The sequence below is a fragment of the Fulvivirga maritima genome, assembly GCF_021389955.1.
In the GTDB taxonomy this organism is placed as follows: domain Bacteria; phylum Bacteroidota; class Bacteroidia; order Cytophagales; family Cyclobacteriaceae; genus Fulvivirga; species Fulvivirga maritima.
The window spans coordinates 4,470,648-4,495,678 of the sequence record NZ_CP089980.1 but is presented as its reverse complement, the minus strand read 5'-3'; the positions used below and the strand labels follow the sequence as shown (position 1 = coordinate 4,495,678).

Sequence of the window (25,031 nt, the reverse complement as noted above, 5' to 3'; positions counted from 1 at the left end):
GAGATGCCTTACTTATACTTTCACACAACCATCATTGGTAATCGTGTCTAAGAATAGACTTTCGGCCTGCGCCAATGCTTCCAAATATGATAATTCACATGTTATCTCCTCTGCCACTTAACAGACGAACACCTACAATTTTCATCATCCAGAGCTTATCCTGGCTCTCTATTTTTACTGTGAAATCATCGGCTTTTGTTAATCCATCGGGTAAGTTCCATTCAATTTTTTGCAGGCTACTCTTGGCTTCTCCGTTAGAAGTGATCTCTCCTATTTTCTGATCATTGACATAAACATTGCAAGCCCTGTTTTGGTCTACATCAAGATAACTCACTTGTAAAAATTGAGCTTTATTCTTCTGATTTTTTAGTTCATAACTAAACCATCCGCTACCTTCCCGGTAATGATGTTCGTAATTATAGCCTGTCCAGGTGCCCTCTTGCTTTACAAAATGATCTGATTCTGGTTGCTGTTCACCACTACTTACCTTATCAACCGTTATAGCCTCCAGTTTTCGCATTATCTCCTCTTGCACGGCCAGTTCTTCTTGCTTTTGGGTTAACTCCGCTTGAGTAAATTGAGGGAAATAAATGGCATATCTGGCTTCATGAAGTTGATAAAAAGGAATCAATTCCAGGCTAGTGTCGCCATTAGGCTGCACCACTTCCAAATTGAATTTTAAGGGCTCCTTTTTAGTTACCTTAGACAAAATCTGATCTGAGGACGACACGACCACAGGCACCTGAGTTAAAGGAATGATTTCTCCTCCAGCTATGTGTCCTCCCCTGCTATCATCAGCAAAAAGGCCTTTTAAATTTTCTTCACTGGTCTTAGCAGCCAGCACTATTGGACCGTATTCAAAAGCATAATAATTTTGGCCGTCAGGTAGCTGTTCAGTGTGTAAGCCCATAGGCAGACTTACCTCTACCTTATCCCCAGACTTCCATGATCGGTTTATACGTATATATTCATCCTGCGCATCAAAATCAGAATACAGCTCTCCATTAATAGCCACTTTTACGGCATCTGTCCATTCCGGATTACGGATGGATAAGGCAAATTCAACGGGCTCATCATTAGCAGTTTTCACTTCAAAGTGAGTCACCTCTTCTTCTGGGAAATCATTTCTTTGAATCAACTCCACTCCTTTTGCCTCCCATTTCACCTGAGATGGTATGAAGAGATTCACTATTAATGATTCATTGGTATGAGCATAGATCATCTCTCCATATTTAGCATGGTTTTCTATTCCCGAACCTACACAACACCAAAAGCTGGTTTGGGGCTGAGAATATACGCGGTAATGACCAGGACGCATCTGTGTAAAGTAAACTAAACCGCCATTCTTAGGGTTTTGAGAAGATAATATATGATTGTATAATGCCTTTTCATAGTAGTTTATATACCTGCACACCGGGCTCTGCTGATAGAGCATTTTAGTGAGCTTAAGCATATTATAAGTGTTACAGGTCTCAGGCCCTTGAGTGCCTTGTATCATTTGGGTAAAATCATCTTTAGGATGAAAATGCTCGTAAGAACTATTGCCACCAATACTTACTGACCGCTCATTCACTACATCATCCCAGAAAAAACTGGCGGCTTTATCCCATGAAGAATCAGATGATAACTCAGCTATCCTTTCAAAACCTATCACTTTCGGGATCTGCGTATTAGCATGCATGCCTGTAAGCTGATCTTCCCGCTTTACAAGAGGCTCAAGTATTTGCTTATGAGAGAATTTTTTAGCCAATGTCAGATATTTATCCTGACCAGTAATGTCGCCCACATCAGCAAAAACTTCATTTAACCCGCCATGTTCACTTTTTAATAACTCCTGAATTTGATCATCAGTCAGGCCAGAGACTAATTGTAGCATCCAATCAGTCATGCTGATGAGCATTTCTTTAGCCTGCTCATTATGGGTATAAAAAAAGGCATCTCTAAGCCCAGAGTATGTCTTATGAATATTGTAAAACGGCACCCATTTATCATTAAGGCTGAAGCCTCCTGCACGTATTTCGCCCGCAGCTATTTCCTGCCACATTGCCTTGCCTCCCGGCACTCCGCCTATGTATCCATTTCCATTGGCTTGTTGGCAGCGCTTGAGCTCTGAAAGCATATAATCCAAACGCTTACCTATTTCTTCATCATGTGTAGAGGCATACATCAGCGATAAGGCTGAAACATAATGACCTCCGATATGACCATCGAGGCCTGTGTTTTCCCAGTTAGTATAACTTTCGGCCTTCGGTTCTAAACCAGCCTCACGTAGAAAAGGAGCTAACAGGCGATCTGGTTTGAGCTGCATCAGGTAATCCTTATCCAGCTGCTGGGCATGTAGAAAAGGACTCTCTAACAATTGTACATTTTCTAAACTAAAATAGGTCAGAGAGCCTTCTGTAACATCGTGCTTGGGGGGATCACAACAGATCAACCCCGCCACACAAAGGGATAGTAGTAATTTTTTCATGAGTAGTGTTCATTCTATGACTTATTAAATGTAAGTAGAACACTTAAAATATAAAAATAGATAGGCCTTATAAGTACACCTGAAAACCTATATTTAATGCTACTCCTGAGTATTCAACCTCATCCAATGCAATTGCTTGGCCACTACCATAATCTATACTTAAATTTTCGTAAGCTAAAATGGCCTCTACACCCAAATTTTCTTTGATAAAATAAGTGAAACCAAGACCTCCTCTCAATAATTTAAAAAAAGGCGATTGTCATTTTGACGAAAGGAAAGATCTATGTATTGAATGAGTATAGGCTTTTCAATCCCTTTTCACCGCACGACGGTACAGCAAGATAACGTACTTACAATAAAACTGGTTATTGCAAATGAAACGAAGTGTAGTGAAGCAATCTCGAAGTTACTTTTGCTGTCCGACAAGATGCAGTATTTCATAGCTTCAAGATTACTTCGTCATATCTTCCTCGTAATTACCAGTAAGGAAAAAAACGTCATTCCTGAATCATGAAGCGGTAGCGGAATGATATCAGGAATCTTGCTGCTCAGGTTGCACTACCTGAGCAGCGAGATCCCGGCTCTTCACTTCGTTGCGGCCGGGATGACGGTTGTATGTTGTGAGACCGTCTCTTATTTCCAATAGTTTAAAAGCGTTTGTCATTTCGACGGCAGGAGAAATCTATGTATTGAGTTAGCACAAGCCTTTCAAAGAACAGCCAACTTGGTAAGACACAGTTTACATTCCATAGCCCTAGTTCCCTTACTTTTTTGCAATCGATCAAAAAAGTAACAAAAAAATCTTTCTTGCTGTAAGGTCTTCCGTTCACGGAAGCATTTCATATAAATGAACTGCCACTAAGGACTTGAGAAAAGCCTGCTTTTCAATCCCATCTCACCGCACGACGGTACAGCAAGATTTCGCACTTACTCAAGAGAGCTGGTAATTGCAAATGCAGCGAAGCGTAATGAAGCAATCTCGAAGTTGCTTATGCTGTCCTCTGTGAAGGCTTTTTCCCATAGCTTCGAGATTACTTCGTCATGGCTTCCTCGTAATTACCAGTAAGGAAAAAAAACGTCATTCCTGAATCATGAAGCGATAGCGGAATGATATCAGGAATCTCACTGATCAGGTTGCACTACCTGAGCAGCGAGATCCCGGCTCTTCACTTCGTTGCGGCCGGGATGACGGTTGTATGTTGTGAGACCGTCTCTTATTTCCAATAGTTTAAAAGCGTTTATCATTTCGACGGCAGGAGAAATCTATGTATTGAGTTAGCACAAGCCTTTCAAAGAACAGCCAACTTGGTAAGACACAGTTTACATTCCATAGCCCTAGTTCCCTTACTTTTTTGCAATCGATCAAAAAAGTAACAAAAAAATCTTTCTTGCTGTAAGGTCTTCCGTTCACGGAAGCATTTCATATAAATGAACTGCCACTAAGGACTTGAGAAAAGCCTGCTTTTCAATCCCATCTCACCGCACGACGGTACAGCAAGATTTCGCACTTACTCAAGAGAGCTGGTAATTGCAAATGCAGCGAAGCGTAATGAAGCAATCTCGAAGTTGCTTATGCTGTCCTCTGTGAAGGCTTTTTCCCATAGCTTCGAGATTACTTCGTCATGGCTTCCTCGTAATTACCAGTAAGGAAAAAAAAACGTCATTCCTGAATCATGTAGCGATAGCCGAAAGATATCAGGAATCTCACTGATCACGTGGCACTACCTGAGCAGCGAGATCCCGGCTCTTCACTTCGTTGCGGCCGGGATGACGGTTGTATGTTGTGAGACCGTCTCTTATTTCCAATAGCTTAAAAGCGTTTGTCATTTCGACGGCAGGAGAAATCTATGTATTGAGTTAGCACAAGCCTGTCAAAGAACAACCTACTTGGCAAGACACAGTTTACATTCCATAGCTGAGGTTCCTTACTTTCTTGCTGTAAGTTCTTCGGCTCACTGAAGTTTGAAATATTAAACCCTTTAAGTAGGCTAAGGTCGCTCCAATTTTTCAAAGGAATGAGGATTTACAACGGCCCCTTTTTCAGTCATTTTATTTATAGTTTGAACCAAGTGATGGTTTTTAATATCATCAAAATCAATAGGGTTTTGCTGAAAATAAAAATTTTGCAAAGGCAACTTTAATATTTCCTCAGGAATAATAGCTATTTCATTATTGGCTATATCCAGACTAAAAAGTTGAGGCAAGCTAAGGATAGAAGGTGGAAACTCGTTAAAATAATTATCATTAATTCGCAGGACCTCTAATGTCTTGAGCCTAGCTATGGTTAGAGGCAGATAACTAAGTCGATTATGATGAAGGTATAGCTCTTTCAGGTTTTTTAATTCGCCCAGCTCATTTAGCAGACTGTAGATCTTATTATGAGAGAGGTATAAAATCTCCAGGTTTTCTAACTCGCTAATTTTCTTATCTATAATTTCTATTTTATTGTAATACAAGTCAACCTGCTGCAGATGAATAAGGTTATAGAATTCTTCAGGAAGGACTTCAATCTTATTTTTGTATAAAATTAATTGTCTGAGCTGTGAAAATTGATCAATAAAAGCAGGAAGAGAAGCCATTTGATTCTCTGCAAGCTGCAGCTCCTCTAAATTGTTGAGGCACAATAAAGCCTCAGGAAAATGAGACAACTTACACTTATTAAGCCTCAATTTAGAAATGTGACCTAGTTTATCGTAATAAGGAGTTCTTTTCAGCTCCAAAGGATTATCGCTAAGATTTAAAATTTTCAAGTTCTTAAGCTTCTTAACTCTCCGCGGCAACTCTACAAACCTGTTTTTAGTTAGTATGATTTCTGTCAAAGAATCTAATCTTTTAACTCGCCAAGGAATTTTATCCATCTCATTTTCAGAAAGATAGACCACCTTAATCCGTCTGTTCTTCTTTAGAATGAGCCTGTGTGCATTGAAATTATTATCGCTAAGGTTTAATGAGTGGAGTTGGGTGAATTCATTAATTCGCCGGTCTAATTTTTTAATATCATTGTGAGACAGATCCAGAGATTCTAAATTCTTAAATTGAAAGACAAATTCAGGTAGCTTCTTCAATTTGGAATAACTCAAATCAAGCCACGTTATGGAATCTTTATTTTGTATGGATTTATATTTCTCTAGCCTTATTAATGCTTTTTCCTCTTGATATTTTAACCTCAGATCTTTAACAGAATCGCGTGCCGATTGATATGGGCTTTGAGCATAAATACTACCCACCAAAAACAATAGTAAGATCCCAATAAAACCAGACATTGATTCTTTCATAGCCTTAAACTAAGAATTTAGTTCAAAAAATCATAAGCAAACATTAAATATTACTTTTAACATATTTAATATTGCTTATAATACGTAACATCAATTTTTTTCATATTTTAGCGGACATTATAGCACACCATTTTTTTGTTATCAATGAAATTAAGACACTTTTTAATCTCCATTTTATTTCTTTCTTCTTGTTCTAGTACTCAAATAGTTTCAGATGTGGAATATATCAGGTTTGGCTCAGGCGGTGGCTTTACAGGTGCCGTTAAGCAATATCAGCTTTCAAAAGAAGGTAGCTTATCACTGATCTCAAAAAATGACACCAGTTTTATAAAAACCATTGATCCAGAAAAGCTATCTCAAATCATCCGAACAGCGGAAAAAGCTAAGCCTATAAAACTGAATGAACCTAAGAACATGTACCAGTTCATTGAACTAGACACAAAAGATGAAAATCATTACAGATGGGTTTGGGGTCTTGGTCACCAAGATCTTCCTGAAGAACTTGATATTCTATATAAATCATTATCCAATCTCACAAAATAACTTAATATGAGAAAAATTCTACTGTTGGTTCTAATTCTTGCTCCATGTTTACATGGTTTTTCGCAAGGCAAAAAAGACAAGCCAGACACCACTGGCAGCTCGTCACAACGCTCTACTCCTCCCAAAGGATCTAAAAAAAATCAGCATTTATTTAGCAATTCTAATCAATCTAAAACTACCGAAACTGGTAAATTTAGAACGCTTAACAACCGAACTGATATTTCGGAAAAAGAATTACGCAATACTTTAAAGTTACCCCAAGAAGTAACTCTTAAATCTGTAAATACTACCACTGATAAGCAAGGCTTTCGCCATGAAACACTGCAACAGTATTATAAAAACTTACCCATTATAGGTTATCAGATTTTTAAGCACTCCAAAAAGAATCTTATTCTGCAAGGAGAAACCCCTAAGATTAAAGAATTAGAGGTAAAGCCCGCTTTTAGTGCTGAAGATGCTATAGCTAAGGCCAAAACACATTTGAAAGTAACAGAAACATTAAATGATTACCCTGCTGAATTAAAAATTTTAAGAAATTCAGATAAAGAATTCGTTTTAGTTTATGAGGTGCGTATAGATGCGGCTAAGCCTTTAACCATGAAAAAGGTTTTTATTGATGCCAAAAGTGGAAAGCCTATAAAGACTCTAAACCTCATAGCTCATGCAGACACGCCGGCTACCGCACATACATTATATAGCGGCATCAAGAATATTACTACAGACTCCTAACAAGGAGGGTACAGGCTTAGGGAAAGCACGAGAAATATAGAGACTTATAATGCAAAAAATGGAACATTAGGAAGTAATGGTTTTACTGGAGTAACAGATTATACTAACAGCTCAACTACGTGGAGAGCCGTTCCTCACCTGACCTCATTTACCATTACTGATATATCAGATTGGGCGTCTAGTGACTTAGATTATTATTACTTAGTTATATATGATAAAGATGAGCATATTATGGCTATAAGTAATTATACCGAATACTTTGGTTCCCCTTTAGTTTTTGATTTCAACATTATGTTGGATAACGGTCCTTATGAGGCCGCCTTTTATAATTACAACAATGACGGCACTGATCAGCTAGGAGGCACATATACTTTAAATGCTAACGAGGGTACTCATGAATTTTCTGATGACAATAATACCATACGTTATACCGTAGAAGCTAGAAATAGCTACGCAATGGACGTTCATTGGGGAATGGAAAAAACTTATGATTTCTACCTAAATGTACTTGGAAGAGATAGCTATGATAACAACGGAAGTGTAATAAAGCAATATATTAATCCATTAGAATTACAAACTGCTTATGGTGCAGAAACCGCTAACAATGCCTTTGCATATCCAGCTCCTTATAACGTAATGTGCTATGGGTTAGGTAACAATGTAGACATGGGCCCAGTAGTAGGACTAGATGTAGAAGGGCATGAATTCAGCCACATGGTAATTGACAATAATGGAAATGGAGGTCTATACTACCAAGGAGAATCTGGTGCCCTTAACGAATCTTTCGCTGATATCTTCGGTACTTGTGTTGAATTCTACGCCAGTAACAATCCCAACTGGAATATTGGTGAAGATGTAACGATTGCTGATCCTTTTTTGAGATCGATGTCCGCCCCAAAAACAGCAAATCAACCTGACACTTATGCGGGTGATAATTGGGCAAATACTAATTCATCTTGGGACAATGGTGGTGTTCATATTAATAGTGGCGTTCAAAATAAGTGGTTTTACTTACTCAGTGAAGGAGGTTCTGGCACAAATGACAATGGTTATGCTTATGAAGTTAGTGGCATAGGAATAGAGAAAGCCAGAGACATAGCATATAGAAATTTAATGTATTATTTAGAAGCAGACGCATCTTATATTGACGCCTATTATGGTTCTCTACAGGCAGCTGAGGACCTTTATGGCACTACTTCAGCAGAATATAACACAGTAAGTGAAGCCTGGATGGCTGTAGGCGTTTCTAATTTTACTTGTATTGGCTCAACAATACTTACAGATGCAGAAGGAGCATTTTCTGATGGTAGTGGATATGACAACTATAGCCACTACCTCAATTGTCAATGGACAATTTTGCCTCCGGGAGCTGAGTCGATTACTATAACCTTTACTGAATTTGATATAGAAAAAGACCATGACTATGTCTATATATATGGATCTAACTCAGTCGATCCTTTATTTAGTTTCACGGGTGATGATATCCCCCAGGTAGTGACCATACCCGGCAGTGCTGCATATATATTGTTTTCTACGGACGGAGAAACAGCAGGCCAGGGTTGGTCCGCCACTTATAGTTCCACTGGTACTTCTACATGCTCAGGAAGAACTGATTTCTCAGAACCAGAAGGTACAATTACGGATGGCTCTGGCGATGAATATTATGGCAATAATTCTAATTGTACATTCTATATCACCCCTCCCTGCGCCAATACTGTAACGCTTTCATTTTCAGAATTTAACTTAGAAGATTCATATGATTTTTTAGTGATATCAGATGGAATGAACATTCTCAGTGAGCTTACAGGTGATTATATTCCGGAAGACATTACCTCTTCAACTGGAGTAATGATACTTGAATTTACTTCAGGTTATACAGTAACGAGAAGTGGCTTTACAGCAAGTTATACCAGTGATAGTAAGTTACTTTGCTCTAGAAACACTGAAATAACTGATTCTGAAGGAACAATTACAGACGGTAGTGGTGATGATAATTACTGTAATAACCAAAACTGTTCATGGCTAATAGCTCCTACAGACGCAGAAACTGTAACTATCAGCTTTACTGAATTTGTATTAGAAGACATAGATCCTGATGGAACGATCTATGATGCAGTAGAAATTTATGATGGAGACTCAGAAGATAGCGAGCTTATCGGCATTTATAGCGGAAGTACTATTCCTGAACCTATAACTTCCACAGGCAATAGCATATTTATAAAATTCCACTCTGATTTGTATGAAAATGCTGCGGGCTGGAGCCTGAACTACACAGCCAACAATTCTGACCCCGTACTAGGACTGGATAATGAATTTTTTAGTGATATTAAAATCTACCCTAATCCAGCTAAGGACCAGCTTATTATCGAAAACTGGAAACAGGAAGATGTAAAAATGACCATCACTGACCTTATAGGACATCAGTATTTGCAGCCATATCAAATGAATTCTGGAGAACATCAAATTGATATCAGCTCATTAGCGACCGGTCTCTACCTGCTTAATTTCCAAACTGCTAAAGAAGTAGTTTCTTACAAAATAGCCGTAGAGTAAATCATTCACTTCTATAACTACAGAAAGCCACTCCAGTATTTGGAGTGGCTTTTTATTTACCCCATAGCCACTCCTCTAAGCAGCCTATATTAATACTCGATTTAATCAAAATATTGCAGCTACTACAGCTATGACTTATATTGCAGAGATTATTTCTATAATGATTAATCTATGCCTAAGAACACTTTTTTATTTATTTTTCTTATTGCCATTTTGGCACTGCTCACCATAAGTCTCTTAGTAAATCATTCTAATAATCATAAAAAAATAGTAAAACTTCATCATTCTTTCTCTGCTGCTACTGACTCACTACATACTATTGAGAAGAATTACGAAGCACTGTATTTACGCTATAGCAAATCATTAAAAGCATTAGAAAATACCAGCCTGGAATTAAGAAATTTTAAAGTTCAGATGGATTCTGTAATGAGTATTCATACTTCAGATTTACGTTCTCTCAATGACTCCTTGCTTATCATCATCCAAAAGCAAGATACAATCACTAAAAGCATCCGTAGTAATAACCAGTTCAGATTACAGTAATGAAATATTTCATATTGATAGCCACACTTTTCACCTTACCGATGCACCTCCGTGCTCAAAAGCTTACCTTCAAACAGTCTGATGATTATATAAAAGTAAAAAAGCATGACGCTATAATAATAGAAGCAGATAGTGCTTTTATAGTAAGTAGCAGCAGAGCCAGCTATATAAATGATAGGCTCGATCAGTTAGATGAAATTCAAGAGCTTTACCAACAATTAACGCTCAATAGAAACCGGCTGCTAGGAGAAGTAAAACAAACCAGAAAGGTGCTAACAAAAGTTATAAGAAACATTGAAAGAGATAGCACAACGCTAAGCAATGACCTTATAAAAACTATTACAGAATTAGACACTGTGCTGACTACCCTAAGAGAAAATAACCAGGAATTAAAAGACAATAATCAACAATTAGCAAGGAAAGTCACCGACCTGGAAGCACTGGTAGATGAACTAAAAAAAGAAACCAAAAAGCTATGGTGGGGAGCCATGGAAGACAAAATTATTTCCTTTGCCGCAGGTTTCGGTGTTGGAGCCTTGATTATTGTTTTGTTGTAATAATTAATTAGAGTAAGATATTGATGGTTGTATGTGCCTGGGAAGTATACAGAAAAATGATGAATGGCACCCTGGACACTGCAAGAATTATAAAATTTATAGTTCCTACTAGTATTCCACCATGCAGAGCATGGCGGGAACGAGGGCTTCGTTATTTTCTAAATTCAATCATCAAGGCATCAAGAAATTTGTGAATTTCATTATCACATTTTTGCCTATCATATTCTTCAAAATATATACCTCTTAGTTTTTCTTGTAAATCCTCCACGCTTACTTCTTTAGAAATCAAGTCAAGTGCTATTTTTTCTAATTTGGATATCGAAATCAGATTGTTTTGTAGAGTCTTAAATTTGATTTGAAGGGCTGAATATTTCTTAAATATTTCTTCGCTAAAATAAAGTCGAATACTTACTCCTATTCCTGAGTAAAATATACTCGCCTCTCTCATATTGAGATAACTTTCTTCTGCAGTAGTTTTAGCTGTTTCAAATAGTCTTAAGAAGGTGTCTGATTCATTGGGATTATTTGCCTTAAGTACATTTGACAATGCTTGCAATATATCTCTTTTTGAGGCATAAATGTGATGGTGAAGTATTTTATCATTTAATTTATTTGTGCTTACAACTGATTCCCGATAAGTTGAAGCTTTTAACTTATCAATTTCCAAGTCCTTAAGGAAACCTTGTTGTTTTTCCCAATAAGTGTGACTTTTCTTAAGTCGATAATTTACTATAAGAGCAGAAAATAATGGTGTCAGGATTAATGTTAAACATGAAATAATGAGCTGTATTAATATAACACTATTTTTTTCCATATCGATTTTTCATAATAAACGCCAACGTAGTAATATATGTAATTGCATAAATTCGCAATATATCTTTCCTCCTAATTTAGCAAATTTTTAATGTTTTTTATGCTTTTCAAGGCTACGTGAGTATAAATCTCGGTGGTACGAGAAGAAGGATTGTAGATAAACCAGAGCACTATAGGTAGTCAAGCGCAAGAGACTATGCTGGAATGCGGGGTTTGGTAGAGATTGAGTTTTTTTTATAAATGAAGCAGGTGGCAAATCTACCGTGTCAGAGACACTCGTGTTGATTATAAACCCCTTCTGGTCCAAGGTTATAACAAAACCTGGCGCAAGCGTCCGCTTGTGCCTCTAAATTATAAACTTGACTAATACTCCATTTGCCATACTTCTACCTTTTACTTCATGGAATTTGAAGGCTGCACTAGGTTCAAGCGATGTATAAGTTCTAAGCTATTTTTGAGATCGAAAAAATAGAAATAGACAGCCAAAACCAAGAACACCCTGAAGCACTTGAAACATTGAAGAAACTATTGTCTTAGACTGTGATGTTTTTGATAAGTATGATAAACATGATTTCAAAAGATTTTTTATATGATTGATCATCCCCAATTGGTCCAAGTTTATAACAAAACCTGGCGCAAGCGTCCGCTTGTGCCTCTAAATTATAAACTTGACTAAAAACCAACATCACACCGTCATCCCAGCCGTAACGAAGTGAAGAGCCGGGATCTCACTGATCAGATAGTGCTAACGGAACAGTGAGATTCCTGATATCATTCCGCTATTCTGCATGATACAGGAATAACGCCCTATCCTATCTGGTGATTACGAGGAAGGTATAACTAAGTAATCTCGTGACTATGGAATGCTGACTGCAATTGGCTGTAGTAGTAACTTCGAGATTGCTTCATTCCGCTTCGCTGCATTCGCAATTACCAGTATAATTATAGGTACCATAATCATTATCGTCATCCCGGACGTAACGGAGTGTAAAGTCGGGGTCTCACCGATCAGGTAGTGCTAACTGAGCAGAGAGGGGTTGATACTCTGTCAGAGACACTCATGATCATTGGAAATTATTAGTCGCAATCTACGGACAACTAGGTAACCAAAATAGGCACAAGTGGACACTTGCGCCAGTTTGGGTCAAAATTACCGTGTCACAGACACTCGTGTTTATTATAGATCCTTAGTCTCCTTTCGGTAAGACTAAGGATAACGGAGTGGTGGAAAAAATGGTTTGATCCTGCAACTAATTACAGTCGATATTATCATACTTCAGGATTCGCTGGGAAGACGCACCTATACATCATGCTTTTTTACATCAAAACCAGAGAATTGGTAAATATGTACCTAACTTTGTGAAAAATCAGATGTGGAACCTAAAATCCATCACAAATAAAGTTATTAGTGGAGTAGAGTACAGTGGTTGGGAAGTGCATCGTGCTGTGCATGGAACAAGTAAAATATTGACATTTAATCAAGCGTAAAGAATATACTATGGAACACCCAAATGGACTTTTCCTGCAGCAATCTCCGGTACATCACACTCCATTAATTGATGTTTAAAACAGAAAACTTAACTCTTCCAGCCATAATTTTTGACACTGATGCCAGTGTCAAAGAATTGAGCATTTATGAAAATTTAATGCAATTAAAAGTTGCCACAAGCCTATCTTTAAAACAGAGAACTTTAAATGATTGCGTGATTATCGATTCCTCTGGCAAAGTATTCGTTGTGACAGAAGTTAAAAAGCTTAGCAAGCGAGGACCATTTTGGGACTTTATTAACCCGACATATAATATTGAATTGAATCTAAACCTTGTTGCCTTTTTAGAGAATATTGAAACACTAAAGTTAAGACTGTTGGATACCATAAATAATGACTCCATTTACTGGTCAGAAAATACCGACATAAGAAGACTTAAAAAAATTTTAAAAAGTAGTAAAAATTTAGAGAAAATATTAACATCTATCTCAAATCCGCCCATGTAAAGTCAAGCCATAGCTGTTCGTAGTCTCCCGCAGGGACTACGAACTCTTAAATGATCACCAGTGTCTGTGACACGGTATTAGATGCAAAATCTCTATCATTTTAAATAATCGTTGACTATTTTCATTAAATGTCCAGTGGTTACAAAATAAGGAATCAGTCAGGTATTCATTTTCTTTCTTTTGCCGTAGTGGAATGCAGTTTGATAGAGATTGAGTTTTTATAAATAAAGCAGCTGTTTTATTTACCGTGCCAGAGACACTCGTGTTGATTAGAAATCCTTAGTCGCCCTTCGGTAAGACTAAGAACAACGAAGATCCAAGGTTATAACAAAACCTGGCGCATACGTCCGCTTGTGCCTCTAAATTATAAATTTGATTAAAAACCAACATCACACCGTCATCCCGGCCGCAACGAAGTGAAGAGCCGGGATCTCACTGATCAGATACTACTACCCCAACAGAAAGATTCCTGATATCATTCCGGTATGCTACACGATTCAGGAATGACGGCCTGCTATTGCCAGACGCGTATATGCATAACAGTTAAGCATCAGTTCAAAAATTTCTGATAAGACTTCATTACCACATCAAGCAGTCCCGATCGTCTTCCCTTCGACGAGCTCAGACTGACTCGGTAGTAGTAATAATTTTTCATAGCTGGTAATTACGAGGAATGCATGACGAAGTAATCTTGAAGCTATGGAAAGCAGGTTGTTGATTTTATTAGCAAGCAAATGTAAGGGCTCTGCTAGTTAAGTACATAGATGTCTCCTTTCGTCGACATGACTTTTGGAGAAGTAAAAAGGCCGATACAATTCAACTAGATCATGAATCGATCCCGATCGTCTACCCTTCAATGAGCTCAGACTGACTCGGTAGTTGTAATCATTTTCATAGCTGGTAATTACGTGGAAAGGTATGACGAATTGAAGGGCCGGGAGCTCACTGATCAGGTGCTTTTTCTTTAATGAAGGTAATTATTTGAGCAAGAGCACATAAGCTGAGAATAAACATACAACTATAACTTTCCAAATATTTAAAATAATTCCACCCTCAATTCTGAATATTATCTGTACCTTGAGGGGCTAAATATGATTATTTATAACCCTCAGCAATGGTTCTTTCATGAACAGTAGATCATCTGTTTTTATATTTATTGGTATCCTGTCATGGATAGTATTCATTTCTATACCATCATGCTATTGGTTCTATACATTGTTTTCGGTTGATAGTTTTGAAGGTTTCAGAGCCGCTATTATGTCCGAATTTCAGGACGTTTATTTGGAGAATCGGCTAGATGAATTCTTTATCTTTAAAGAGCATTATATATCAGTTTCTCATCACTTATACCTTATTTTAGCTCTCTTTATATCATTAGTAGCTCTGGTCTGTGCTGGTATATATTACCTTTTCAAAAAGTCAGTACCCTTAACTTTTAAAGCACATCCCTTTACCCAAAAACAACTACTATTACTGTATGCGCTGGGCATCGCTTGGGTTGGTTATAAAGTCTTTTTGTTTTTCCACTTTCCCCTGCATATAGATGAGGTATTTGACTTCATTTACTATAGTAAGAAAAACTTAATAGTTAGGCACACTTATCAGTTTAATGATAACATACAATGGCTCAACAATCATATTTTATACACCGATCTATCTCACCTGGCACTAAGTCTAGGTGCTAGTGATCAATTAGCCATTAGGCTTCCTTCTATATTCAGTGAATTGTGCTTACTGATCTTAATTTTTTTCTGGTTTGCTAAACAAGGCATAACAAAAGCCATTTTTATAACTGTTGTGGTAGCTTTGTCATTTTGGTCTGCCATATACAGTGTGCAGGGCCGGTCTTATCATCTGCTGGCATTATTTTCTGTAGCCTCATTTTTATGGTTTAATAGTTATCTAAAAAGTAAAAACACACTTTACCTTGTACTTATTGTAACAGCCTGTAGTATAGGGCTCTGCACTAATAAACTATTCATAATTTCTTGCTGTGGGCTATTTACCTATGTAGCACTTCACCATAAACGGTTCTCGCTGAAAGAAAAAGGTCTTTTATCAATTTCAATAATGGTGGTAATGCTAATTACGCTTATTTTCTACCTTCCCGTAATCCTTGTTAGTGGATGGCGAAACATTATTCTATACTCACTGAGCAAGGAAGTTCTTGACTGGACTCTCATCCATATGGAAATACTCAAAAATATTAGTGTTATAACTAATATCAATAGTAAAGCCTATCTCGTGTTATTATTGCCTTTAGTAATTTACTTCTTGTCAAAAAAACGATTCTCACATACCTCAACGTCTCTTCTTTATTACTTTTTCCTCCAACTAGCCATACCTGTAATTTTCTCATTAATAATGCATACTTATATGCCTTTCAGATCTTTAATTTATCTGAATGTCACTTTTGCTTTGTTAGTACGAAGTTTGCTTTATGACGTGGCTAGTAATCAACACTCACTAAAAATCCCCATACTAACTACCCTCTCACTTCTGCTAGCATTTAACACTATTTTCAATTTTAAATATACCTGGCTACACAGAATCAAAGTTTACATTTATGACAAAGCATTTTATGCCTCTTTAAATAAAGAATTAGAAATGATAGAAGACACTGAATTTAACCAGATTTGGGTGGAAAGAGACCTTCACTTTCATTTATTCTATTCTAAGTTCAAGTTTCCGAACGCCACCAGAACCATGGACTCCACTTACCAGGCACAAGAGAATGATGTGGTTATTAGTGCTGACACACTGAATAATGCAGAGGTTCTCTATACTAGTCCTATCGAGGGCGCAATAATCCAAAAGTTAAAATAAAAAGAGGCTTTATTTTTTCACTGCCTGCAGCTCTGCCACTAAAGCTTGTAGGCTGTTATCTTCATCTATATGCAGATAATTTCCTCCAGACATCGCAGTAAGTGTTTCAAAGCGCTTTTCATCATAAATCTTATGGCCAAAGCCAAAAACTGAAAGAAAAACTCCTTTTTCATAGCCTTTCTGAACCATCTTTTCAGTTTTGTCATCTATATGAAAATCGCCATCGGTAGCTATAATAATTCTATTATTACCTTGGGTGATAAACTCCTTTTCAGCCAATTTGTAAGCTTCTTTAAGTCCTTTCTGAGCATCAGTATTACCTTTTGATATTAATGTTTCCAGCTTTTTCATGGCCTTTTTATTACTGAAAGGCTCATTTTCAAAAATCACCTGAGCATCATCTGAATAAATCACTACAGAAACGCGGTCATGCTCTCTCATGTAGGGAGCTAACCTCACAATAGACTGCTTCAGCAAGGGCAGTTTCACAGGATCATTCATACTACCGGAAACATCTAAAAGTAGTACCGTATGCGTATAAGCAAAGCCTTCCATTGATACATTAATGGGTAAAGGATCTGCATCATTGCTTACATTAACACTTTCTGGCTCAGGAGCCTTTCTAGGGTCTGAAAAATTATATAGCCCTATTTCCTTAACCAATCCTACCAAATATGCGGGCGGCTCTGTAAGATCAGATCTTCCGCTAAGAGTCATAATTTTATTGTAATCATCAATAGCATAATCAAATTCATTCACTACATAATAATAAGGTTGCGGAGCATATGGCATAAAGGGTTTATACTGATTATGAAATTCTCTCATCGCCCTCCGCATGTGATGTATAAAGAGATCATAATATTGATGTGCATCACTACCGTCATTTCCTCTCACTTTTTTTATAGCTCCAAGATTTTCTGATTTATCAACAGCAAATTGCTCCAGAGCCTGGTGCCAATAAAGGGTATCCAGTGGCGACTCCTCAGAATAATGCCCTGCCCTAGCCTTATTCAAATAACTTCTAGCAGTATCTATCACTACTTTCATTTCTCGTGCTGTATTTTTCCATGCACTAGGTTCATTATTGGCTAAATATTGATCGTATATACTGGCTGCCAGTTCTTCTAACTTAAGAGTCAGAGCATAATATTCCTTATAGTTATGATCTATCTGCTCTAAGTAGCCATACACGCTATCTAACTTCGCTACATTGGTGGCGGGCGGATAATCTTGGGTCAATTCATTCAATTGCAATTCTAACTGAAGCCTTTCTTCAAGCTTAGACCAAATAGAATTGAAAAGCTTATCTACTGCTCCCCTACTGCCTTCTGGAATATCTGACAATCCGGCTATGCCACGTTCCTTTTCCCGCTCTGGTAATTGTTTAAGCAGCGGAGTGAATTTACTAACTCGCCCGTTTGAAAGGTATCTATCATTAACCCTGAGATTATAATCATTAAGTAACTGACCATGTTTCCTGATTTTGCCTGTTGCTATATTAATAATTTCTAAATAGCCATTAATTGCTGAAGCTATCTTTACTTTATCAGTATTAGAAACAGCAATATTATTTTGGGCTTGGGAAATGAATGGAATATGAGCGGCTATTGACACTGCAAAAGCCATTAGTATAACAAATTTATTTTTGTTCGTAAGCATTTGATAATCAACTAAACTCAATCATACACCTTTTTTATTAAATACTCCAAGTCTTCTGATCATTAGTAGTTGCTAAACCCATTTACACAGCAAATAACCCGATTTTCTCAAAAAAAATTAAAAAATATTTAACATTACTTTACGACTATTATTTAAGCTTATTTCAACATATACACACCCTCAAAAAAACATATACAGTATAGCATTACACTTTTCCACTTCGTTCATTTATCACACACTTCAACGCATGACTTCTATCATCTGCTATAATTTGCGTTTAAACATCAAATCACAGTAATTTTGGGCGGTTTTAATTACATCTATCCCCCTGTAAAATGAAGTTGTCTATAATTAATTGGCTTTCTTTTGCTTGCCTCATCGTGGGCACTATCACTAACGCTTGGTCTCAACAAATCATAAATGCTTATGGCAAAGTAAATAATGTGTCCGGCAACATCCTTACCGTTTCTGATCTTAATGAAACTTATGATACTTTTGAGCCTGGAGAAAACCTGCTCATTATGCAGGTACAGGATAATGTATTAACTAACAATACAGGTAACAATGCTAACTTTGGTACACTGAGCAACATCTCCTCTGCCGGAATATATGAGCTGGCCACTATTGAGTCTATTAATACTGGCGGCACCACAAACACCACGTTATTCGAAACTGATTTCTCTGATGGAAATGTGAATGGTACCATTCAGAATACATGGAACTTTCAGCAATCGGGAATAGGCACATTAGGAGGCAACTATGTGCTTTTTTTTCAGGGAGGAAGAGGCTACTGGTATTCTAACGCCATTGATATTAGAGGATATACCAATGTATCCTTCTCATTAGATGTACAACAGATAAACTATAACCAAAACAATGATCGTTTAAATGTTCTCTATTCTGTAGATGGAGGAAATACTTATACTACTTTAAGAAATTTAACACGGAATTTCAATGCTCAAACGTTAAGTATATCCAATCTATCAGGTACCTCTCTTATTATTCAGGTTTATGTAGAGAATGATAATAATGAATATGCCGTAATAGACAATATAAATGTACAAGGCGCCACCACTACGTCTCAAAACATTACCTTAACAGAGCCTTTGAGTAACACCTTCCATACAGGAAATAACTCATCAGTACAGATTATCTCTTTCCCCAGGTTTGAAAACTACACCACTACTAATAACCTCACCGCCCTGCCTTGGAACGGTGATATTGGCGGTGTATTTGCCATAGATGTAGCTAACACCCTCACTTTACGAAACAACATATCAGTAAATGGCGAAGGCTTTAGCGGTGGTGCTACCTCTGCCAACAATGCTTTAGAGTGTAATGCCAATATATACACTTCTGCCTCCACCAATTACGGACATAAGGGAGAAAGTATATTCAAGACTGATAATACCAATTATTTTTATGGCAGAGGCAAGATGATCTCTGGCGGTGGTGGAGCCAGCTCTCATAATGCGGGTGGTGGTGGTGGCGCCAACTATACTAACGGCGGTAATGGCGGCCCCGGCTACAATCAGAACAATGCCTCAGTCGGTTGTACGCCAGGTTCTGGCGGACTAGGAGGAGCCGATTTAAGTTATCACATTTCGGCTGATCGCTTTTTCATGGGCGGCGGCGGCGGCGGTGGTCACCAAAACAATGGGCTGGCTACTGCTGGCGGAAATGGTGGCGGAATAGTGATTATTAGAGCAAATACAGTAGCCAGAGGTAACTGTTTTGGCAACATAAGCATCACTGCAGATGGCAACACCGTACCGGGCAATTATGGAGATGGTGGTGGTGGTGCTGGCGCAGGAGGTTCTATAATGCTGCAAGTAGCTAATTGGGATCTAAACTGTGAAATTGACATAACAGCTAGTGGTGGTAATGGTGCTGATATTGATGAAACTGACGTGCACGGTGGTGGCGGTGGTGGCGGCAAAGGTGTAATCATCTTTTCTGGAGCTATGCCTGCTGAAACCGACCCAGAAATAGACCGTGGAGATGGCGGTGATAATAATAATAGCGGATCAGCAGCCGACCCTGGTGCGGATAGACCTTCTAATCCGGGAGCTAACCCCGATGGTATTATAGAAGCAGATCCTTCTAACACGCTACCTATAACGCTAATGGAGTGGGACGGTATAAACATAGAAAATAAGGTGCATTTATACTGGGCTACAGCCACTGAAGAAAATAATGACTACTTTACCATATACCGATCACTAGATGGTATAGAGTGGACAGAAATAGCAACGGTACAAGGTAGCGGATCTACTAACACAGAGCATGATTACAGCTATGACGACGATGTGATAAATCAGGGTATTATTTATTACAGATTAGCACAAACAGACTATAATGGCAAGACAGAAATCTTTGACATAATTAGTGTTAGAACTGAACTAAGCAGCAACATTGTGCTTTATCCTAACCCTAATCATGGCTCATTTAACATTAACCTGCCAGGGCAAATACCAGATAGTCAGATATATTTAGAACTTTTCGATAGTTCTGGTAAAAAAATAGCATTAGATTACCAAATAGAAGCAACACGCATACATGTAAACTCTAGTAGTCTAACCAAAGGCACTTATTATATCAATCTAAAAATAGGTGATAACCAAAAGGCATTTCAGCTAATAATACAATAAGCAAATCATTACTCAGGACTAGCTTTTTTGCTAGTCCTGTTTCTTTTCCTGTTAGATCTGGCATTATAAATCATTAATATTGATTTAAACTAATGGCAGGTCCACCTCCCTACTCTTTATGTAATATTTCATTTTTTGAATTATTATTCAAAATCACAACGATCTATTATTAAACTAATTACAGAATTTAAGTAATTATACAACACTTCATCACGATGTAAGTAATTTCAATAAAATCAATTTTTATTTTCTTATTTTTAATTAATCTAAATAAGATTAGTATGTTTGCCGCTCAATTTTTTGGACGATGCGGCTATATATATTTTTGATCATATTCTTCTGTTCTTTCTCAGCACAAGCGCAGACCACTATCAGTGGTAAGGTAATTTCCTATGAAGATTCTGTAGCCTTACCTGGTGTAAGTATTCAAAACCAAAACACTAATCAATGGACTTACACCGATACTAACGGACAGTTTAGTATCACCTTAAACGCCAAGGCCTTTGAGTTAGAATTTCATTTTTTAGGCAAGCAAGAATATATACTTCGCTCCAGCGACATCGGCAACACCTCTCAAGTACTTATTAAGCTAAAAGACGAGAACCTCGAACTTAATGAAGTAACTGTAACCGCCACCCCTACTACTTCTAAAGTAGGCTCATCTATTAAACTAGATGAATATGCTGTAGATCAGGTACAATCCTTTAGCGTAGGTGATATTTTGCAACAGTTGCCAGGCCAAACCATTTCAGCACCTGACTTTACCAGATCCAAGGCCATCACGCTTAGAAGCGCTAACACTACTAATGTAAATGCATTTGGCGTTTCATTTGTATTAGACGGCGTTGCGCTATCTAACGATGCTAACATGCAAACCTATGACGATAGTAACGGTTTACTTGATACTGACAATGTAAATTCCAGCATAGACCTGCGTACTATTCCGGCTTCTAACATAGAAGAGGTGGAAGTGATAACCGGTATTCCTGACGCCAAATATGGCAACCTTACCTCAGGAGTAGTAAAGATCAACAGAAAAGCTGGAGTAACACCTTATACACTCAGCGCTAACTTAAGACAAGGGACTACTTCAATGTCTCTCAACAAAGGTTTCAAAATCAATGATAAAGGAGGTGCCTTAAGCCTTTCCTTTGATTATTTAAATTCTAATACTGATCCCAGAGAAAGCCTTAAAAAATTCAACCGTATTAACACTTCAGCTATTTGGAGCACTCATAATAATGACAATACCATTAGAAACACCTTATCATTTACATTCCATAATAATTTTGATGACATCAACTATGACAAGGATAATGATGACGGCGGCCAAGATGCCAGCAGCAGAAAAGACATAGGCTTTAGAGTGAGCAACCGCCTTAGCTGGAAACCTAACACGCAAATTATCGATAATATCAGCCTCAATGCGGCCTATAGCTATGCATCTCAAAGGTCATATAAGCAACAATTCATAAATAATGGAGGCAAAATATTACCTACAAGCACAGAAACGGGGTTGGCCCCTGGTGAATATACACCAGTAGCTTATCTTCAAAAATCAGAGGTATTTGGTAAACCTATAAACATCAGTGCTAACGTATCTTTAAATAAAGTATTAAAAACGAACAATACAGATCACAGCTTATCTCTAGGCACCAACTTATCCTACACTGATAATAGTGGTAAAGGAAAAGTGGTATCCTCAGAAAATGCGCTCGCTTATATTGCCCTATCCAGCGCTGGAGATAGTGATGGCAACTCCACCAGACCATTGGATTTTGATTCTTATGTAAAACCTCGTGTCAATTATGGTATTTACCTTCAAGATAATATCACTCATACCTTTGCAAACAATAAAGAGCTCTACGCTAACATTGGCTTCCGCATGGACATGCAAAATGGATTTGCAAGCTTTGGCCCAAGGGCTAATTTCGGTTACGAGCTTACGAAAAAATGGAGTGTTCGTGGTGGGATAGGCTTCGCATCTAAAGCGCCTTCCCTATCACAAATATATCCGGGAGATCAATATTTTGACATGCTCATAGCTGACTTCAGAACTAATGAGTACTCCTTCAACCTTATTCAAACCTACAAGCAAGAGATTGGCAAGCTGAACTTAAGTCCGAATAAAAGCTGGAAATACGAGATAGGCACCAATTATAATGCAAAAATCGCTTCTCTGGCTATTACAGCCTACTACAACTTCACTTACAATGGAATAGTATCTGATGATAAATATACATCAGTTTCAGTACCCAACGTAGATTTTAACTTTGAAAATCCAAACCAAGCACCTACATATCAGATAAGTGGTTATCGAGACATTTTGCTCACCTATAGCCAGGCTTACAATGGTTCGGAAACCAAAGACAAAGGGATAGAATTTTATTTAAATTTTAAAAAAATAAAAGCTATCAACACCTCCTTTTCACTGAATGGATCCTACACTCATTCTACTACCTTCAATTCATCTGAGAGATTCAAAAAAAGTAAAGACCCCCTCGAAACTGAATATCTGTATGGTTTTAACAAAACGCAACCAGACATACGCGATCAACTAAAACTGACAGCAACTATTACGCACCATATCTCAGAAATTGGCCTATTGATTTCATTAACTGCTGAGCAGTTTACCTTTAGCACTAACTACGCTTCCATTATAGACTTATACCCCTATGCCTATCTTAATGGGGCCGGCCAAAGAATAGAAATTGCACCTGAGGAAAGAACAGCAGAAAAATATAGCAGCATAGTACTGCCTGAAAGCAATTCAACCGACAACAGAACAAGCATCTATCACAACTTTCATTTAAGAATTTCCAAAGAACTGTCTAACGGACTTAGCTTTTCATTCTATGCTTATAATTTCCTGGATTATCAGCCCATGGTGGAATCTACTATTTCCGGCAAGATGTCGAAAAATGATCCTATAAGCTTCGGAGCTCAAATCAAATATCAATTTTAAACATATACACACTTATTTTACCAATGAAAAAACTTTATATACTAAGCGCACTACTTCTATTCTGGGCTTGCTCAGATGATGATGGAGAATTTATAACTCCGGTAACACATACTATTAATGTAAACTTTAATGAAGATTACGGCAGTATAGCCGCTGGGGGTGTAACCCTGACTTTAAATAACATTGAAGATGGCAGAAGCTACACCGCTACCACTACCTCGGCAGGAGCTGCAGAAATAGAAGTAACCCCTGGCAATTATACTGTAAATGCCAGTCTCACCATGAGTGCTGATGATTACGAACAGGCATTTAACAAACAAACTACAGGAGAAGTATACTTCAACACTTCAACCACTATAAGCATCTCAGAAACCGGAGTAACCAGCACTGACATGATACTAGAGTCTGGTCAAGTAGGTGATCTACTGATCAAGCAACTTTATTTTGCAGGATCTGATGCGAAATTAGGAGCCAACTTCAGAGATCAATTCATAGAAATTCATAATAACAGCAATGACATCATCTTTCTTGATGGTCTCTACATAGCACAGGTAAAAGGAGCCACTTCTACTAGCGGTGCAGGGAAAGAAAACTATTTAGCTGATGGACAATATGACTGGAGCTTATCAGCAGGTCAGACAGACCAAACAAATGCTAATAGTGGTTATGTATATTTAGAAGAAGTACTTCAAATACCTGGTAATGGATCTGATTATCCATTAGAATCCGGTAAAAGTGTGATAGTAGCTGCCACCGCAGTTAACCACAAAGCTCCATTAGTTGCTGAAGACAAAAACGGTGAAACTGTAACTTATGAAGTTGAAAACCCTGACCTTACAGTAGACCTTAGCCAAGCTCAATTTGAAGGGTATTACGCTGACTACCAAACAAGTATAGGTCAAAATCCTTTAACTTCTGACATAGACAACCCTAATTCTGTTAACCTGAATATTATTTTCAAAACGTTCAAAGGCAATGATTTGATTCTGGACACTAATGGCAGAGAGGCTATTGTTATATTCTCCGCAACTGATGAAGAGCTTAACTCATGGAATAGAATTCCTTTGCCTACTGTTACAAACGTATCTGAAACTACGGCCACGTTTATGCAGGTACCTGCCAGTTTTATAACTGATGGCGTTATGTGTCAAAATACAGATCCAAGCAAACAAACCCCTGCAAGGTTACCAAACACGATAGACGCTGGCGACAAAGCCGTGATTAAAGGTAGACAGTCTTCCGAATCAATCATTAGAAAAGTAAAATCTACTGACGGCGATAAAGTTTTTTATCAAGACACCAACAATTCTGCTAATGACTTTGAAGTGCTTTCGCACCCTGAAGTGATTATACAATAGATAAAATAGACATGAAGCGGTATAATTTTTTATGGATCTTAATAGTCCTGCCCCTAATTGCTAATGGGCAGGATAGCCTTACACACACATTCCAA

Annotated in this window: 15 protein-coding genes; 10 read left to right on the top strand and 5 right to left on the bottom strand. The window is 37.7% G+C overall.

From position 1 onward, the window contains the following. Positions 1–94: 94 nt before the first annotated feature. The 3 genes from LVD15_RS19005 to LVD15_RS18995 all read right to left on the bottom strand — a co-directional run bounded on the left by LVD15_RS19005 (position 95) and on the right by LVD15_RS18995 (position 5,745). The gene (locus tag LVD15_RS19005) at positions 95–2,470 is read right to left on the bottom strand and encodes a glycoside hydrolase family 127 protein (RefSeq protein WP_233776790.1); all 2,376 of its coding nucleotides are present in this window, start codon (positions 2,468–2,470) and stop codon (positions 95–97) included. A gap of 67 nt (positions 2,471–2,537) precedes the next feature. Then, on the bottom strand, positions 2,538–2,708 hold the full coding sequence (locus tag LVD15_RS19000) for a hypothetical protein (protein WP_233776789.1): 171 nt from the start codon (positions 2,706–2,708) through the stop codon (positions 2,538–2,540). Between the two features lie 1,750 nt (positions 2,709–4,458). Next, complete coding sequence (locus LVD15_RS18995; protein WP_233776788.1) at positions 4,459–5,745, bottom strand: leucine-rich repeat domain-containing protein; 1,287 nt, start codon at positions 5,743–5,745, stop codon at positions 4,459–4,461. Positions 5,746–5,889: 144 nt separating this feature from the next. Between LVD15_RS18995 and LVD15_RS18990 the strand changes: the two genes are divergently transcribed. The 5 genes from LVD15_RS18990 to LVD15_RS18970 all read left to right on the top strand — a co-directional run bounded on the left by LVD15_RS18990 (position 5,890) and on the right by LVD15_RS18970 (position 10,670). Continuing rightward, positions 5,890–6,288 (top strand): hypothetical protein, encoded by a 399-nt coding sequence (locus LVD15_RS18990; RefSeq protein WP_233776787.1) that lies wholly within the window; start codon positions 5,890–5,892, stop codon positions 6,286–6,288. 6 nt (positions 6,289–6,294) lie between these two features. Further along, positions 6,295–7,017: a PepSY domain-containing protein gene (locus LVD15_RS18985; RefSeq protein ID WP_233776786.1), complete on the top strand. Its 723-nt coding sequence runs from the start codon at positions 6,295–6,297 to the stop codon at positions 7,015–7,017. Between the two features lie 231 nt (positions 7,018–7,248). Further along, complete coding sequence (locus LVD15_RS18980) at positions 7,249–9,570, top strand: CUB domain-containing protein (protein ID WP_233776785.1); 2,322 nt, start codon at positions 7,249–7,251, stop codon at positions 9,568–9,570. Positions 9,571–9,741: 171 nt separating this feature from the next. Then, a complete protein-coding gene (locus LVD15_RS18975; RefSeq protein WP_233776784.1) occupies positions 9,742–10,113 on the top strand; it encodes a hypothetical protein in 372 nt (123 codons plus the stop codon). Then, on the top strand, positions 10,113–10,670 hold the full coding sequence (locus LVD15_RS18970) for an SH3 domain-containing protein (RefSeq protein ID WP_233776783.1): 558 nt from the start codon (positions 10,113–10,115) through the stop codon (positions 10,668–10,670). The genes LVD15_RS18975 and LVD15_RS18970 overlap by 1 nt, the downstream gene beginning before the upstream one ends. A 151-nt stretch (positions 10,671–10,821) precedes the next feature. On the opposite strand, the gene LVD15_RS18965 is transcribed toward LVD15_RS18970, so the two are convergent. After that, positions 10,822–11,484 (bottom strand): hypothetical protein, encoded by a 663-nt coding sequence (locus LVD15_RS18965; RefSeq protein ID WP_233776782.1) that lies wholly within the window; start codon positions 11,482–11,484, stop codon positions 10,822–10,824. A gap of 1,558 nt (positions 11,485–13,042) precedes the next feature. Here LVD15_RS18965 and LVD15_RS18960 point away from each other — a divergent pair. Beyond that, positions 13,043–13,477 (top strand): hypothetical protein, encoded by a 435-nt coding sequence (locus LVD15_RS18960; protein WP_233776781.1) that lies wholly within the window; start codon positions 13,043–13,045, stop codon positions 13,475–13,477. Between the two features lie 1,125 nt (positions 13,478–14,602). Beyond that, positions 14,603–16,303, top strand: a complete 1,701-nt coding sequence (locus LVD15_RS18955) for a glycosyltransferase family protein (protein ID WP_233776780.1) — start codon at positions 14,603–14,605, stop codon at positions 16,301–16,303. A gap of 9 nt (positions 16,304–16,312) precedes the next feature. Here LVD15_RS18955 and LVD15_RS18950 read toward each other — a convergent pair whose 3' ends face one another. Continuing rightward, positions 16,313–17,962, bottom strand: coding sequence for a vWA domain-containing protein (locus tag LVD15_RS18950; RefSeq protein WP_233776779.1), 1,650 nt, complete (start codon positions 17,960–17,962; stop codon positions 16,313–16,315). A 335-nt stretch (positions 17,963–18,297) separates the two neighbouring features. Here LVD15_RS18950 and LVD15_RS27015 point away from each other — a divergent pair, with 335 nt between their 5' ends. The 3 genes from LVD15_RS27015 (at position 18,298) to LVD15_RS18935 (ending at position 24,936) form a co-directional block, all read left to right on the top strand. Then, positions 18,298–20,613 (top strand): T9SS type A sorting domain-containing protein, encoded by a 2,316-nt coding sequence (locus LVD15_RS27015; RefSeq protein WP_305038970.1) that lies wholly within the window; start codon positions 18,298–18,300, stop codon positions 20,611–20,613. A 307-nt stretch (positions 20,614–20,920) separates the two neighbouring features. Then, on the top strand, positions 20,921–23,578 hold the full coding sequence (locus LVD15_RS18940; protein ID WP_233776778.1) for a TonB-dependent receptor: 2,658 nt from the start codon (positions 20,921–20,923) through the stop codon (positions 23,576–23,578). A gap of 23 nt (positions 23,579–23,601) precedes the next feature. Next, the gene (locus tag LVD15_RS18935) at positions 23,602–24,936 is read left to right on the top strand and encodes a DUF4876 domain-containing protein (protein ID WP_233776777.1); all 1,335 of its coding nucleotides are present in this window, start codon (positions 23,602–23,604) and stop codon (positions 24,934–24,936) included. The last annotated feature ends 95 nt before the right edge of the window (positions 24,937–25,031 follow it).

Excerpts from the sequence above, each read along its gene's own strand:
- LVD15_RS18990 (WP_233776787.1), top strand. The coding sequence starts at position 5,890 with ATGAAATTAAGACACTTTTTAATCTCCATTTTATTTCTTTCTTCTTGT.
- LVD15_RS18975 (WP_233776784.1), top strand. The coding sequence starts at position 9,742 with ATGCCTAAGAACACTTTTTTATTTATTTTTCTTATTGCCATTTTGGCA.
- LVD15_RS18965 (WP_233776782.1), bottom strand. The coding sequence starts at position 11,484 with ATGGAAAAAAATAGTGTTATATTAATACAGCTCATTATTTCATGTTTA.
- LVD15_RS18950 (WP_233776779.1), bottom strand. The coding sequence starts at position 17,962 with ATGCTTACGAACAAAAATAAATTTGTTATACTAATGGCTTTTGCAGTG.
- LVD15_RS18955 (WP_233776780.1), top strand. The coding sequence starts at position 14,603 with ATGAACAGTAGATCATCTGTTTTTATATTTATTGGTATCCTGTCATGG.
- LVD15_RS18985 (WP_233776786.1), top strand. The coding sequence starts at position 6,295 with ATGAGAAAAATTCTACTGTTGGTTCTAATTCTTGCTCCATGTTTACAT.
- LVD15_RS18970 (WP_233776783.1), top strand. The coding sequence starts at position 10,113 with ATGAAATATTTCATATTGATAGCCACACTTTTCACCTTACCGATGCAC.
- LVD15_RS18995 (WP_233776788.1), bottom strand. The coding sequence starts at position 5,745 with ATGAAAGAATCAATGTCTGGTTTTATTGGGATCTTACTATTGTTTTTG.
- LVD15_RS19005 (WP_233776790.1), bottom strand. The coding sequence starts at position 2,470 with ATGAAAAAATTACTACTATCCCTTTGTGTGGCGGGGTTGATCTGTTGT.
- LVD15_RS18980 (WP_233776785.1), top strand. The coding sequence starts at position 7,249 with ATGGCTATAAGTAATTATACCGAATACTTTGGTTCCCCTTTAGTTTTT.
- LVD15_RS18935 (WP_233776777.1), top strand. The coding sequence starts at position 23,602 with ATGAAAAAACTTTATATACTAAGCGCACTACTTCTATTCTGGGCTTGC.
- LVD15_RS18960 (WP_233776781.1), top strand. The coding sequence starts at position 13,043 with ATGTTTAAAACAGAAAACTTAACTCTTCCAGCCATAATTTTTGACACT.
- LVD15_RS27015 (WP_305038970.1), top strand. The coding sequence starts at position 18,298 with ATGAAGTTGTCTATAATTAATTGGCTTTCTTTTGCTTGCCTCATCGTG.
- LVD15_RS18940 (WP_233776778.1), top strand. The coding sequence starts at position 20,921 with ATGCGGCTATATATATTTTTGATCATATTCTTCTGTTCTTTCTCAGCA.